This is a genomic window from Clostridium sp. Marseille-P299 (assembly GCF_900078195.1).
Lineage (GTDB): Bacteria > Bacillota > Clostridia > Lachnospirales > Lachnospiraceae > Lachnoclostridium.
Window position 1 is genome coordinate 2396734 of sequence record NZ_FJVE01000007.1, and the last position, 14987, is coordinate 2411720.

At 35.9% G+C, this 14987-nt stretch carries 17 protein-coding genes; all 17 read right to left on the reverse strand.

Annotated elements, in window-relative coordinates; genetic code table 11:
* Nucleotides 1-5 precede the first annotated feature (5 nt).
* Nucleotides 6-713: a hypothetical protein gene (locus BN4220_RS18475; protein ID WP_066720102.1), complete on the reverse strand. Its 708-nt coding sequence runs from the start codon at nucleotides 711-713 to the stop codon at nucleotides 6-8.
* Between the two features lie 43 nt (nucleotides 714-756).
* A complete protein-coding gene (gene eutD, locus BN4220_RS18480) occupies nucleotides 757-1407 on the reverse strand; it encodes an ethanolamine utilization phosphate acetyltransferase EutD (protein ID WP_066720105.1) in 651 nt (216 codons plus the stop codon).
* An 18-nt stretch (nucleotides 1408-1425) separates the two neighbouring features.
* Nucleotides 1426-2217 carry a cobalamin adenosyltransferase gene (locus BN4220_RS18485; protein WP_066720107.1) on the reverse strand — a complete coding sequence of 264 codons (792 nt, stop codon included), beginning with the start codon at nucleotides 2215-2217 and terminating at the stop codon, nucleotides 1426-1428.
* 198 nt (nucleotides 2218-2415) lie between these two features.
* Nucleotides 2416-2706, reverse strand: coding sequence for an ethanolamine utilization microcompartment protein EutM (gene eutM / locus BN4220_RS18490; protein WP_066720109.1), 291 nt, complete (start codon nucleotides 2704-2706; stop codon nucleotides 2416-2418).
* Between the two features lie 67 nt (nucleotides 2707-2773).
* Nucleotides 2774-4249, reverse strand: coding sequence for an acetaldehyde dehydrogenase (acetylating) (locus BN4220_RS18495; protein WP_066720112.1), 1476 nt, complete (start codon nucleotides 4247-4249; stop codon nucleotides 2774-2776).
* A gap of 14 nt (nucleotides 4250-4263) precedes the next feature.
* The gene (locus tag BN4220_RS20650; protein ID WP_082812389.1) at nucleotides 4264-5052 is read right to left on the reverse strand and encodes a BMC domain-containing protein; all 789 of its coding nucleotides are present in this window, start codon (nucleotides 5050-5052) and stop codon (nucleotides 4264-4266) included.
* 1 nt (nucleotide 5053) lies between these two features.
* On the reverse strand, nucleotides 5054-5710 hold the full coding sequence (gene eutL, locus BN4220_RS18505) for an ethanolamine utilization microcompartment protein EutL (protein ID WP_066720114.1): 657 nt from the start codon (nucleotides 5708-5710) through the stop codon (nucleotides 5054-5056).
* Nucleotides 5711-5751: 41 nt separating this feature from the next.
* Nucleotides 5752-6651 carry an ethanolamine ammonia-lyase subunit EutC gene (gene eutC / locus BN4220_RS18510; RefSeq protein WP_066720117.1) on the reverse strand — a complete coding sequence of 300 codons (900 nt, stop codon included), beginning with the start codon at nucleotides 6649-6651 and terminating at the stop codon, nucleotides 5752-5754.
* Nucleotides 6652-6739: 88 nt separating this feature from the next.
* Complete coding sequence (locus BN4220_RS18515; protein WP_066720120.1) at nucleotides 6740-8104, reverse strand: ethanolamine ammonia-lyase subunit EutB; 1365 nt, start codon at nucleotides 8102-8104, stop codon at nucleotides 6740-6742.
* Between the two features lie 221 nt (nucleotides 8105-8325).
* Nucleotides 8326-9795, reverse strand: a complete 1470-nt coding sequence (gene eutA / locus BN4220_RS18520; protein ID WP_066720123.1) for an ethanolamine ammonia-lyase reactivating factor EutA — start codon at nucleotides 9793-9795, stop codon at nucleotides 8326-8328.
* 180 nt (nucleotides 9796-9975) lie between these two features.
* Nucleotides 9976-10428: a EutP/PduV family microcompartment system protein gene (locus BN4220_RS18525; RefSeq protein ID WP_066720126.1), complete on the reverse strand. Its 453-nt coding sequence runs from the start codon at nucleotides 10426-10428 to the stop codon at nucleotides 9976-9978.
* Nucleotides 10429-10440: 12 nt separating this feature from the next.
* Nucleotides 10441-10791 carry an ethanolamine utilization microcompartment protein EutS gene (locus BN4220_RS18530; RefSeq protein WP_148401772.1) on the reverse strand — a complete coding sequence of 117 codons (351 nt, stop codon included), beginning with the start codon at nucleotides 10789-10791 and terminating at the stop codon, nucleotides 10441-10443.
* Between the two features lie 29 nt (nucleotides 10792-10820).
* Nucleotides 10821-11951 carry a 1-propanol dehydrogenase PduQ gene (locus tag BN4220_RS18535; RefSeq protein WP_066720131.1) on the reverse strand — a complete coding sequence of 377 codons (1131 nt, stop codon included), beginning with the start codon at nucleotides 11949-11951 and terminating at the stop codon, nucleotides 10821-10823.
* A 140-nt stretch (nucleotides 11952-12091) separates the two neighbouring features.
* A complete protein-coding gene (locus BN4220_RS18540) occupies nucleotides 12092-13033 on the reverse strand; it encodes a 2-hydroxyacid dehydrogenase (RefSeq protein ID WP_066720136.1) in 942 nt (313 codons plus the stop codon).
* A gap of 37 nt (nucleotides 13034-13070) precedes the next feature.
* Nucleotides 13071-13757, reverse strand: a complete 687-nt coding sequence (locus BN4220_RS18545) for a FadR/GntR family transcriptional regulator (RefSeq protein ID WP_066720138.1) — start codon at nucleotides 13755-13757, stop codon at nucleotides 13071-13073.
* 71 nt (nucleotides 13758-13828) lie between these two features.
* Nucleotides 13829-14521 carry an LrgB family protein gene (locus BN4220_RS18550; RefSeq protein ID WP_066720140.1) on the reverse strand — a complete coding sequence of 231 codons (693 nt, stop codon included), beginning with the start codon at nucleotides 14519-14521 and terminating at the stop codon, nucleotides 13829-13831.
* Nucleotides 14518-14916, reverse strand: coding sequence for a CidA/LrgA family protein (locus BN4220_RS18555; RefSeq protein WP_066720142.1), 399 nt, complete (start codon nucleotides 14914-14916; stop codon nucleotides 14518-14520). The genes BN4220_RS18550 and BN4220_RS18555 overlap by 4 nt, the downstream gene beginning before the upstream one ends.
* Between the last annotated feature and the right edge of the window lie 71 nt (nucleotides 14917-14987).

Here is a 14987-nt window from a genome sequence, read left to right on the forward strand (position 1 = left end):
CTCCGTCAATCTTTTATAAAACTGATCCGATGAGCTCTGGCATAATCTTGAGCACTCGGAGTTACAATACTATTTTTACCAATGTGGATTACTGTATGCATTTTAATATTAAGTTCCATTAAATCCTTTTCTAGAATCAATTTCTTATTAAGCGTTACCGTATCTTTGTATTGTATATCCATGGATTTCACATTATCAAGAACTTTCGTGTCCTTATCAGAATTTATTTCCCTTTTCTCTGATAGCAGTAACATCTCCTCCGTCGTAAATTGTATTCCGTATCCCTTAATACACTCTTCATATTCTAGTAATCTACGATAAAAGGTTTTACTAGCCGTTGCTTTATAAAACCGATATATCAAACCATCCTCTAAAATAAAAATAGGTTTTCCAAGCAGTAAGGCATATCGAATTGCTTTTACAAGTTGTCCCTCTCCGTTACCAATTGCAATATCCACTAACTGTTCTACATCAAGAGAGGTTACTAAAATTAAATCAGAGTATGATAATAATGGCTTAAGTTCTACATCATCCTTAATACTTGTAAGATCTTTTTGAGTAACATTGTACTCATTTACAATCTTTTCTGATAAAGGATAGGAACTTTCCGATAATACCAAAAGGTTTTTTTTCTTAACAAAGGAAAGCTGATTTTCATTCTTTAAGCGCCGTAGAACTTCAGTCATAATTTCATCGATTAATTGTTCATGCATAATCTCATCTCTTTCCAGTCATTAGCGATTCATTTGCTAAACATTACACAATTTCTTTCAGTATCAAACCTTTTGTATTTTTATTAAATCCGCATGCATTTGCTTCATCATAATCAATATGCATTGCAGTACTAAAATTTTTATTTACTCGAACATCCACATCTTCTAATATTACAGGACGTTCTCCAAATACTTTTACCTTAACGATTTCACCATTGCTAACATTAAATTTTGCTGCATCCTCAGGTGTAATGTGAATATGCCGCTTTGCAACAATAAGCCCTTCTTTGATTTCAATGGAAGCTCCTGTTTTCGGATTTGAAATAACAATTCCAGGTGTTCCATCAATATCACCACTTAAACGAACTGGAGCTTTAACTCCTAGTGTTAAACCGTCGGTCAATGAGATTTCTACCTGAGTTCTTCCTCGTTCTGGCCCTAGAACAACAACATTTTTAATTGAGTTTTTTGGTCCAGTAATGGTAAGTCGTTCTTCGCAGGCATATTGTCCTGGCTGGGATAATTCTTTCACTGGTGTTAGCTGATATCCATAGCCAAATAGTTTATTGATATCTTCTCTACAAAGGTGAATATGACGACCGGAAGCTTCCATTGTAATAAATAATTTTTCTTTAAGTTCTTTTAAAACAGCATTTACGATTGTATCTATATTAATGTTTGACTGTGTTAACATACTGCCTCTTTCCCACCGCTATTCATCATATTTTCCTGTAAGATATTTAAACATCATTACCCAAAACATAGAAGATAGACGGTTAAATGCTCGAATGATATCTTCTCTTGTTACGGTTCCATCTTCCGCCTTAAATGCCTTAAAGGCTATAATTTCTGTTTTTCTAGCTAATGTTCTTAATTTATTTAAATATGCGGTCATCTCACCATGTTTATAGGTTGGAAGAAAATGTCTTATTCCAAAATATTGACTTGGGTGATACGATTGTTCATGAATCTCGTGTTCATTTAGACCACCTAGCGTAAATTCTCCAACAGCTTCTTCCGTCAATTCACAACGTAACAATTTACGAATAAAACGGATAACTTCTTCTAATTCTGCTGTTAGCTTAGGTTTATTTAGTCGTTCCGAAACAATTTGAGCTAATATAATCTCTGACTCTAGTGTATCAATCGCGCCACGAAGAATGATTCGTTTATGATCTTTAAAAACTAAGAGATTCCCTCTTAAATGAGTCATATGCTCTGGTTTATGATCAAGTTCTACTCCAAATAAAGTTTTATACTCTTCATTGTTCGAATCTTTATCTTTCAATGCTTCACCCACTTCTTTTGCATGTGTCGTCTTATTTTTTGAAACTGCATCCTGACCATGTGCATTCTTTCCAATTAGTGAAATATTCTTTTCTAGCAGATACGCTCTTGCAGAAGGTGTTAAGATTGTATCTTTTCCCATATGGAATTCACCTTTTTCTTTTAAGAGCCCATCATTCATCATCTTTCGTATATCTTGTTCTGTGATTAATGCCATTTATCCTCCATTCTAACGCATGCTTATAGCCGTTTCTTAGCCGAATGCTTACCTCAGCCACTCCTTTATGCGCCTTTTTATTTGGAGTTTTATTACCGTTAAAGGGAAGGGTGTCATAAAATCTATTTTACAACAACCCATCCTTGCGGCACTTTACCAAAAAGTTTAACTTAAAACTTTTGTATTCTAAGATAATAGTTATGCTTGTGAATGTGAATGAGGTAAAATAACATCCACCTCAGAATGTGGTCTTGGTATAACATGCACAGAAATTAATTCACCGACACGCTCCGCTGCTGCTGCACCTGCATCAGTTGCAGCTTTTACTGCACCAACATCACCGCGTACCATTACAGTTACCAAACCGCCACCAACTTGTTCCTTACCTATTAAAGCTACATTGGCTGCCTTTACCATAGCATCTGCTGCTTCGATAGCACCAACTAATCCTTTTGTTTCAATCATTCCAAGTGCATTTGTATTAGACATATTCATTTCCTCCTATTACTCATAGAACAGTTACGTGCTCAATAACTATTATTCTACTTTTTTTTGTTTATATTAGTTGTTTCATAATTCTTTTTACAATTTCATCTACTAAATCTGAGCTTGTTCCACTAGAACAACAATTACCATTTGCTCCAATTTGATTCTGTGCAACTTTTCTTATATCATCTAATTCTTTCACTCCATAGGCTACTCTTTTCACATTAAGTAAATCCATAGGGCCAATGTTATTTGATGAGGAACTTCCACCGACTGCACCACAACCAAGGGTTAGCGCAGGGAAAAGATTTGTAGTAGCACCAACACCACCTAAAGAACCTGGGGTGTTAATAAGAATTCTAGATGCTGGAACATGGAGTGCGAAACGTTTTACTAATTCTTCATTTGCACTATGCATTGTAAACGTATGTCCCATTCCTTCGTGAAACAAGATTTCTCTTACCTTATCCATAATTTCATCTACTGAATTTTCAACGTAAAAAGCAAGGATTGGGCATAATTTTTCTCTTGAATATGGTGCATCATCACCAACTCTATTTTCTCTAGCAATAATTACTCTTGCACTAGATGGTACCGATAATCCAGCTAATTTACTAATATGAGCAACTGACTTACCAACGATTGCTGGATTCATTGTTCCATTTGCACGAAGTATGAATTTCGCTAGTTTTTCTGACTCATCCCCATTTAAGAAATGAGCTCCCTGTGCTTTAAATTCTTCTACAACTACTTGTTCCATGCAACGTTCTACTATGACAGACTGTTCCGATGCGCAAATCGTACCATTATCAAAAGTTTTTGAATCCATAATTCGCTTTACTGCCATTTTTACATCTGCTGTTTTATCAATAAAGGCTGGACCATTACCAGCACCAACACCGATGGCTGGAGTTCCTGATGAATACGCTGCTTTTACCATCGCATATCCACCAGTTGCAAGAATTAAGTTGGTGTTATCACTCTTCATTAATTCGTTGGTTGCTTGTAATGTTGGTATTGTAATCGTAGAAATAGCTCCCTTTGGACAACCAGCGGCTTCTGCTGCTTCACTTATAATCTTCACGGTCTCTAAGATACAACTTTTTGCTCCTGGATGTGGTGAAAATACAATGCTGTTTCCTGCCTTGATGGAAATGATAGCTTTATACATAACTGTCGATGTAGGGTTTGTTGAAGGAATAATACCTGCAACTACACCCACTGGAACACCAACTTCAATTATTTTATTTTCTTTATCTTCTTTTAAAATACCAATTGTTTTTTGATTCTTTATTTCATCATAAATACCCATGGAACCAAAAATATTTTTAATCACTTTGTCCTGCCAGATACCAAATCCAGTTTCTTCATTTGCCATCTTTGCAAGTTTTTCTGCATGGCGCATTCCTGCTTCTGCCATTGCTTTTACGATACTATCAATTTTTTCTTGACTAAATGTTGAAAGTATCTTTTGGGCTTCCTTTGCTGTTTTTAAAAGCAAACGGACTTCCTGTATTGATTTTAGGTCTTTATCTACTAGTTCCATCCAACCTCTCCTTCTTATCGGTTATTTTGCATGGTTAATATAAGCTCTATTAAATCTTGTTTCTTTGCATTCATATGCTTATTGGTTAATTTGACACCTTTCGTTTGTAAGATGTCTCTTAATGCATCATTATTTAATCTTTTTAGTTCAGCTTCTGTATATTCTATGGTATCAGTTTTTTGATCTTCTTCTGATTGATTGTTAGTTGTTTGGGTATTCGTTGTTAGATCGTTATTTATCTGGTTGTTTGCTGTTTGGTTAATGACCTTTGTAGTATCCGTTGTTTGGGTGTTTTCTGTATTACTACCTGTTACTGTAACTTTACTTTGGTCAGTATCCTCTTGATGATCAGTGATTACCCCATCGTTCGTTCGATCTTCATAACTTTTGGAATCATCCCTTTTGCTACCCTCAACTTCACTGTTTTTATCTATTGTATATTCACTTCCAGCATAAGCATTAGCAGAATCTATGTCCTTATTAGAACCGATTGTTTTTCCTGTAGCTTTACCTTTCGGCTGAAATAATTTCGTACCCTGCATAATAACTTTTCCAACTAGACTATCATCTACACGAGGTATAATGTGCTTTGCCCTTAGTGTTCCCACTCGACTAGCTGCAGCAGCGCCTGCGTCTACCGCTGCAGTTACTGCACCGACATCACCTGTAATCTCAACGGTTAAAATCCCAGCATCTGCTTTCGCAATGGCAAGCAATTTCACATTGGCTGCCTTTAGTGCCGCATCTGCTGCTTCCATCGCAGGTGGTAATCCAATAACCTCGATTAACCCTAAAGCTAGCATTTTATTGATATTCCTTTGGTCGATCCGCTACACTTCGAACCGCTTCTGCAAATGCATTGCAGGCAGCATAGCACGCAGACTGGGAACCAGTGAGTAAACCACCGCCAAAGTTTGTTTCACTTGGTGGACCATAAAACTCACAAAGCTTAACATCCGCAGCTTTCATGGCTGCGTCTAACGCATAGATTGCTTCTAGTGGAGGCGCTATTACATAAGCAATTGCTTCCCCTTCGTTGATTCCTGCTATTTTCGATAAATAGGAACCTGTTCTAGAAACTGTATGAGCATAATAAACGATGGAATCATCATCATTTGCACTAATGAAATACGCATCATTTTCCATAAATGTGATACAAGCATTTAATCCACTACGAACTTCTGCAGGACTTGGACCAGCTAAGATACCAATCACTTCACCTGCAAGTTTTGTATTTGCATTTGCTGCACCACCATAAAATGATCTAGCATAAACTACTTCAACATCTGCTGCTTTTGTTGCTTCATCCAGTCCTGTGTAGGTTACATCATCACTGTCAGCAGTAATGATACCAAGACTTTTGTGACGTTCACCTAGTTCAAGTTTCGCTGCTAAATCTGGACTAACATTTGAAATAATTCGAACTGCTAAAATATTAGGGTGTAATTTATCATTCTTCATAAAAACCTCCTTGCATCAAATATTTTTCTTATATCAAACTTTTATTTCAGTTCGATACCAGATGCCTTTTTATCTAGCATCTTTTTAATTAATTCTGCGGCATGTGCTCCTGCTTCTACCGGAGTTGTACCTCCACGATGAATATTGGAAATAACAGTTCTCTTAGATTCTGGAACCCCATGTTTTGGTTTATAGCAAATATAAGCAGACATTGATTCTGCGGTAACTAGACCAGGACGTTCACCAACAAGCATACAAATTACATCTGCATCCGTTGCTTGACCAATATCATCCATTGCACCAACTCTGGCATATTTAATAAAAAGAATTGGAGGTACATTAATCTGATACATGCTAAGTCCTTGTTTTAAAGCTGGTATCATATCTTCTACATTGGCTTCAATTGCAGAAGAGGATAAACCATCACCAACGATAATTAATACTTTTGGATTTTGACCACAAGTCTTTTTAATTACCTCTAGCTCTTCTTTGCCAAATCTTCTTCCAAGGTCTGGTCTTGTTAAATATTCATCTTTATCTTTACAAAGTGTTTTAACAAAAACAAAATTGTTTTTCTTAACAAAATCTTCTGAAACATCCGAGAAAACAGCATCTTGTGCTGCGGCATGGTCAGCTCTAACACGTAACATACTCATTGTTTTATATCGAGCACCTGCTCTACCAACACCAAGTCTTGCTGGTGTTTTACTCTTCATGTGAAGGTATTCTTCTTTATTCTTAGCATGGTCTAGTAAAAACCATGATTTTAAATCAATCTTTGTAATATCTGGTAAGCATTCTCCAGATACCACTGTACTTGCATTTGATGAAGTAGTTGTTGGTTTATTGACAGTATTGGTTGAATGATTACTGCTTACTGCCTGCCCTACCATCTGCTCTACCATTTGCTCTACCATTTTTCTCAAATTTTGTTCATCCATATACCAAGCTCCTTTCACAATCTTGAGACTTTGTGTGTAGCACAAATCTCTAGTTGAAAGAATATAATACTTTCAACTTTCCTACTTACTAGAATAAGACGGAAGCGTCACCGGCTAATTTTGTCAGCTTGCCTTTTTCGTCAATAAATCCCATTTTAAGCATCCATTCATGGAATGGTTTAATGGCGGTTAATCCAAACATTTCACGAAGTGCTGCTGTTTCATGATAACCAGTGGTCTGGTAATTAAGCATTACGTCATCGCCATGTGGAATACCCATAAAATAATTACAACCAGCAGTTGTAAGGAGTACGGAAAGATCCTCGATTGTATTTTGGTCCGCTTTCATATGGTTGGTATAACATGCATCGCATCCCATGGAGATTCCAGTTAATTTACCCATAAAATGATCTTCTAACCCTGCACGATTTACCTGACGACCATCGTATAAATACTCTGGACCAATAAATCCTACAACGGTATTAACAATGAATGGATTATAATGTTTTGCAAATCCATAGCAACGTGCTTCCATCGTTACTTGATCACAACCATGATGTGCTTCTGAAGATAACTCAGAACCTTGACCTGTTTCAAAATACATAACATTTGGTCCCTCGGCAGTACCTTCCGATAACGCAAGTTGCCTTGCTTCTTCAATAATAGCTGCATTAAAACCAAAGGCCTCATTTCCTTTTTGTGAACCAGCTATGGATTGGAAAATCAAATCAGAAGGAGCGCCTTTTCTAATTGCATCCATCTGAGTCGTTACGTGGGCAAGAACACAGGTCTGTGTTGGTATTTTAAATTTTTGTTTTATGTCTTCAAAACGTTTTAAGACACGAACAACACTTTCTGTTGAATCATCTACTGGGTTTAGACCAAGTAATGCATCGCCTGCACCAAAGGTTAAGCCTTCTAATAAAGATGCCATAATACCGTCAGGATCATCCGTTGGATGGTTTGGTTGAAGACGGCAACTTAAAGTACCAGGTTCACCAATAGTAGTATTACAATGAGCAGTGACACGAATCTTACTTGCACCATAGATCAAGTCCATATTTGACATTAACTTAGCAACAGCGGCTACCATTTCAGAGGTAATTCCTCTGCTAATTCTACGGATGTCAGCGCCTGTTGTATTTTCATCGAGAATCCATTCACGAAATTCTGCGACGGTCCAATTTTTAATCTCATTGTAGATTTTCTCATTCACATCATCTTGAATAATTCTAGTTACTTCGTCAATTTCGTAAGGTACTGCTGGATTATTTCTTAGCTGTTCTAATGTTATATTAGCTAGAACAACCTTAGCAGCTACTCGTTCTTCCGCCGATTCTGCTGCAAGCCCAGCTAGGGTATCTCCCGATTTTTCCTCATTTGCTTTTGCCATAACATCCATGAGAGATTTAAACTCATAGGTATGTCCAAACAATAGTGTCTTTAAAATCATAATTACCTCTCATTCCTCCGCCCACGGCGGCACAAATTTTAAAGAAAGAAGCCACATTGCGGTTCTTTTTAGAGAAAAAGTGATTTTTCATAAGAGTAAAAGTTTCATCCTTTTACTTTTCATCCTATCTACGTGTTTTTAATTGTGTTCTTAACGTGTTCACAATATTAACTTTACTTTTGTATGTGTACTTGCATTTATAGTATCCAAAATGTACTATTCTATTTATTAAAAACCAAAGTTTTTACTACGACTGGTAAAACGCTCCCTTCTGCAACGGGTTTACCAATATCGATATAATCTCCATTTTCAACATGTACACTATCAATGCAGATGACATCCTTTTTATATTCCAACTGCCGATACATAGTTTGTCCTAGAACCTTTGCCATATCATGTTCCACTAAAATTATTAGTGGTAACTCACGGTCAATAAGTTCCCTCATCCCACCAAGTAAACCTTTTGCATAGTCAGAAACCATTGTAAATGACGGTGATTTTTCTCCTTCAAAGGCAATTGCTACACGCTGTAAATCACCTTCTAATTTAAACCAATTCAGTTTCGTTTTAATTGCTTCTTCCATGGATGTTGCTGACTGCTCTTCTTCTTTTGTAAGTCTTAAAATTGGTAAATTCTTGATTGGAAATGTATCTTTAGTGTAAGTGATAGTACTGCCACTAACCTCCATGGTATGTGTTCCAGCACCCACTACTGTCGCACGAATCGTTTCTACACTTTTTAATACCGTAAGTTCCTTGCATAATGGTGAATTTTTGATTGCCTGTCCTAATAAAATACCTATATCCCCATAAGCAAAATCATCTGAAATGCTTTCCTCACGATATATATAATCTGCAACCCCTCCTGAAAATGAGATACAACTAATAGGACACTTTTTTTCTATGGTTTCGTGGCAAGTAAATCTTGCAGTATCTTCACCTTCTTTATGGGTGATAAACAAGGAAAAATCCTCATCTAGCTTACGAAGCCCCACACTTTGCATCAATGCCATAACCATAGCATCTAATATGGGCTGTAAATTTACTCTCGTAGCAACCGTTCCAATTTGTATGGATAAATGTCTTCGTGCAATGAGCTCCTTCATTTTTTCAGAGAGATAGGTAATTTGTTTGGTAGTTTGATCAATTTTAATTAAACGACCTCCAACATCCAAACATCCTGTATCTACTACCTCGCCATGTTTAAACACCGCTAGATTACTTGTGCCACCACCAATATCAATATTTACAACGCCAGTGCGTCTTTCCTTGGAGTAAATATGAGCACCCGCACCTTTTCCAGAGATAATGCTCTCAAGATCTGGTCCAGCTGTTGCAACTACAAAATCTCCTGCAAATCCACTTAAAGTATCAAGTACTTCTTTTGCATTTTCTTTTCTTGCAGTTTCACCGGTTATGATAACCGCTCCGGTATCAATATTGGATTTATCTATTCCTGCTTTTTTATACTCTCCCTCGATGATTTCTCGAACTTTTATTCCATCAATTTCTGTTGGAGAACGAAGTGGTGTAAAATAGATTTCACTTCGATATATAATTTCTTTATCAACGATTACTACTTTTGGAACAGAAAAGTTGGAGGCGATATTTTCTATGATTAATTTTGAGAAAACTAGCTGTGTTGTGCTAGTTCCAATATCGATACCTACACTAAGCAGTTCTTCTCTCATATTCCTCCCATCTGTGTTTTTAACACTTCTTATATTTTTCTTAACTTAACAGCGAATTTATGATACTAAAAGAATGGTTGTCTTTTGTTACATTGTTCTTAGTTCTCCGTCAAGCCATTTATTCTTGTTTTTTCGCTTCTAATTCTTTTGATTCTATTATTTTCGTCTCTATAAAATTCATTATTTTTCGTCGATTCGCTCGTGGATATAATGAAATAATTCGTCAATTCCTATGTTGCTAATAGTATCCACATGAAATATCTTTTGTGCTCCCGCTTCTCGTAATTCTCTCTCAACTCGCGCAATTTCCTCTTCTGATTCTGCCAAAGCTACCTTCGTAACAATTCCGATAATCTCCTTTGCAAATGTCCCAGCAAATGCAGGTGGAATATAATTATCTTTTACTGTTGGATCCGCTAGGATTGCAATTAATTTTGCATCCACTGCAGACATAATAAGTGCTCGATAAAAATTACGATTCTCCATATATTCGCCTGGTGTATCAATGGCATGGTCATATAACTCAACCGCTTGTGTTTTCTTATATTTTATCTCTAATTCATCTAGCTTTTGGCAGAGTGTAGTCTTTCCACTACCAGTCCTACCCATAAAAATAATTTTACCTGCACCCATCACTACCTCCCATTACGTCCTGGTAATCGCAGCAGGTGTGAATCTAAGCTGATTCGAGAGTACCGATACAACGTCTTTTATTGCAGCCTCTACCGAACTTACGTCTCCAGTAACTACTAATGCGCCACTGAATCTGTCAATAAACCCAAGTCGAACATCAGACGCTTTCGTTGCAACATCTGCTGCAATAATGGCACCTTCACTTGGGGTAATTGTCATGATACCAATGGCATTAATATTTTCAGTGATTAACCCAAGTTTTTGGTAAATTTCCTCGGTTGGATTTGCTATGATATGAGCAAGTGTGATTTGCTTTCCAGGTACAAATTCCTGTATGATTCTTTGTTTTTCATCAATTTGTATGATACCTCTTCACCGCCGTTTCTAATGCATTACGAAATTTTATGAATGAGTTCTAAAATATCTGATGTTGTAGCTTGTCTTGGATTCGTTAAAATACAAGCATCTTTTAGTGCACCTTCTGCAATTGCTTTCTTTTCCTTTTGAATATCGTCGCTAGATACCTTACATTGCGTTAATTTCGTTGGCATGTTCATACGACTCATTAATTTTGTAATCTCATTAATAAGATTTTTTACACTAAGCCGTACCGTTGTGCCAGAAACCCCGATCAACTTAGCAATCTTTGCATATTTCTCAGCGGTCTTGGTATAATCTTTTGGAGTAAATCCAGTAATATTACTGTTAAATTCAATGACATGAGGAAGTAATATTGCATTCGTTCTACCATGAGGAATATGAAGTTTTCCTCCAATGTTGTGGGCAATGGCATGATTAATTCCAAGTGAGGCAAGATTAAACGAGATTCCTGCAATTAAAGACGCATTATGCATCTTTTCTTTTGCTTCCATATCTTCACTACTTTCAAAGGATCGTAAAAGATACTGGAATACAAGTGCAATTGCTTTTTCAGCAAATGCATCTGAGAAATCTGTTGCTTTTGTAGAAACATACGCTTCAAGCGCATGGGTTAAGACATCCATACCAGTATCCGCAACGATTGGCGGTGGTACAGATTTCACTAGATTTGGTTCTAGGATTGCAATATCTGGTATCAATGCATCCGATACAAGTGGGTATTTTATTCCTTTTTCTGTATCAGTGATTACCGCAAAGGAAGTTACCTCAGAACCAGTTCCACTGGTAGTTGGAATTGCAATAAAATGCATATCATTTAAATTTCCAATTTCTCTAGAAAAATGCATTATCGCCTTTGCTGCATCAATTGCAGAACCTCCACCAAGTGCTACTACTGCATCTGGCTTATATGCTACAACTTCGCCAACTCCTTTTACCACTAATTCCATTGGCGGGTCTGGAACGATATCACTAAAAACCTGATAGGATCCTTTCGTTAAATATTTTGTGATCGAATCAATCATCCCAGACTTTACCATAAATGGATCAGTTACGATAAAAATTTTCTTATTCGCCAGCGTCTCTAAAAATTTTAAAGCTTCCTGGCCAAATACAACTTTTGTTTTCAATTCGAACGTATTCATTAGACATCACCTTTTTCTTGTTCCACAGTTACCCAAATATAGTATGTATTTTTATAATAACTATACTTTGGTATTGAAAACTCTTTAAAAATATAAAGAAAATAAAAAAAGACTAGCCAATCGGCTAGCCTTTTACTTGTTTACATTACATTTTGTGGTTCATTTTCCAACCATTTCCTAACATTTTCAAAAACAATTACTGCTCTTTTTACCAACGCTTCTTTTGATGCAAATGCAATGTGAGGAGTTACTATTGTATTTGGTGCGTGAAATAATGGATGATCTGACTTAATTGGTGGTTCAATTTCAAATACATCGATACCTGCTCCAGCAATTTTCCCTTCTTTTAACGCATCCGCTAAGGCGTTAGAATCTACCACTGGACCTCTTGCTGTGTTAATTAAAATTGCATTTGATTTCATTTTAGCAATTCTATCTTTGTTAATGAGACCTTTTGTACTTTCGTTTAAAGGTGTATGTAACGATACAATGTCACAGTTCTCTAATAAAGTATCTAAATCAGTAAATGTAACACCTGGAATTTCTTTCTTTGTTCTACTATATGCATAAACTTCGCAACCAAATGCCATCGCTATTTTAGCAACACGAGAACCGATCGCTCCAAAACCTACAATACCAAATTTTTTACCTTCTAATTCAAAACCGATTAATCCATCTTTGGTGCCTTCTTCTCTGCATACCTTATCGCAAGGAATGATATTACGGTAAAGAGAAATTAACATACCAAATACTAAATCCGCTACAGCAACTGTGGAATATCCTGCACAATTACATACCATTACACCTTTTTCTCTGCAGGCATCCATTGCTATATGATCAATACCTGTAAATGCAACCGATAATAGTTTTAAATTTTCACATCCAAGAATTACTTCTCTATTCAATGGTAAATTAGAAACTACTATAATATCTGCATCTTTACCTCGATTAATTAATTCTTGCGTATCTGTTGTTTTTGTATCATAAGCAACGATTTCCACCTGATTTCCTAGGGCCTTCTCTGCCATTTCTAATAATGTTTCCTTTTGAACTCCAATTGGTTCTATTATAACTAATTTCATAATAATTCCCTTTCTATTTTACAACTATATAATAACTTTACTTGTTATCATATAACTTATTTAAATTTTTGTCGATTAAATCATAATGTTTTGTTAAAGCACGTAATCCTGCTTTCAGATCTTGCTTTTGTAAGCTTTCTGCAATTTCTTTATGATAAAGCATTTCTTTTTGTCGTTCTTTTTCACTCATTCCTTGCAAGTTATGTGAAATACCATCTTCAAAAACATCTGCCATCGCTTCCATAATAGCAATCATAACCGAGTTCTTGGTAATTGCAACTAGTTCATGATGAAATTCTCTATCTCTTTTAATCATTTCATCATCCTTGGCATGTTCAAGAGATACTAATCTATCATTCATCGTTTGCAATTGCTCATCATTAATATTATTTAATGCGATCTGAAATGCTTGCAACTCAATTGCACGACGCACTTGATTAATATCTTGGTAATTGATTTTACTCATCAGTAACATCATGATTAATGTTTCCTTAAATGTCTTACCAACATTGCCAACAAGATAATTTCCAGAACCTTGTTTACTCTCTATGATTCCAAGGGTTTCCATGGTTCGTAATGCTTCACGGATGGAATTTCTACTTAAGTTTAAATCAAGAGACATTTCACGTTCCGTTGGAAGCTTGTCCCCTTCTTTTAACTTACCAGATTCCACTAAGTCTTTGATATATTGTATCACATTGCTATATGTTTTTTCATCTTTCATCGATAATAACCTTTCAATTCATACTTGCTATGCTAATTTCATGATTGTGGGTTAATATCCCGAATCATTTATTAAATGAAATTCATAAACAAAGAGGCTCCAATTACGGTTAATAAACCAGCTACAGCAATGGATAAACTACTCATAGCTCCTTCAATTTCACCCATCTCTAATGCTTTGGCAGTTCCTACTGCATGTGATGAAGTACCAATGGAAAGACCTTTCGCGATTGGATGTGTGATGCGAAATATTTTACAAATTGCCTCAGCCATCATGTTTCCAAACACACCAGTTATGATGATAACTGCAACTGTTATGGTTACGATTCCACCAAGTTCTTCTGAAACACCCATTCCTATCGCTGTTGTAATCGACTTTGGTAGTAACGTCACGTATTGCTCATGGGTAAAATTAAATAAGGTACATAAAAGCAATACACTTACAAGGCTTGTTAAAACTCCAGATGCTATTCCAATAAGAATCGCTTTTATGTTATGTTTTAAAAGTTCCATTTGCTCATAAAGAGGTATTGCAAGACAGACCGTAGCTGGTGTTAACAAATAGCTAAGGTATTTTGCACCTTCATTGTAAGAACTATAGTCAATTTTTAAAACCGATAATACCAACATTACAAAGAGTATGGATATTAAAAGAGGGTTAAATATTGCTAATTTTAACTTCTTCTTTAATAACATTCCAATTTCATAACCTAATAAACTAATTCCGACACCAAAAAAGAGGGAATTTCCAAAAAACTCATTCATTTATTCTCAGACTCCTTTATGTAAGTATTATTTTTTCTTTCGTTTTTTCTTATATCATAATAAATGACTCTTTGCGTAATCCTACCAGTTACAGCCATTACTGCAATCGTTGTTATGATAATAATTATAACAAGCTGAACCCATATATCCTTTATTGCATTCCAAGATACAATGAGCCCAACCCCAGCAGGGATAAACATAAGAGACATAATCTCTATAAGAAAACTACTCGCCTCTTTTACTGCACTTACCTTTATGCTCTTTGTCATAAGAAGTGCTAGCATTATAACGAGTCCATAAATACTTGCAGGTATCGGTAGTGGGATTAGATATTTTAAAATCTCACCAATAAACGTAACTGCCAGAATAATACCAAATTGTCGAATATACTTCATGAATGCCTCCACTTCTATTCCATCATGAATTAAGTCTTACCTTTTTTTAACCTAAATTCCTTATGATAAAA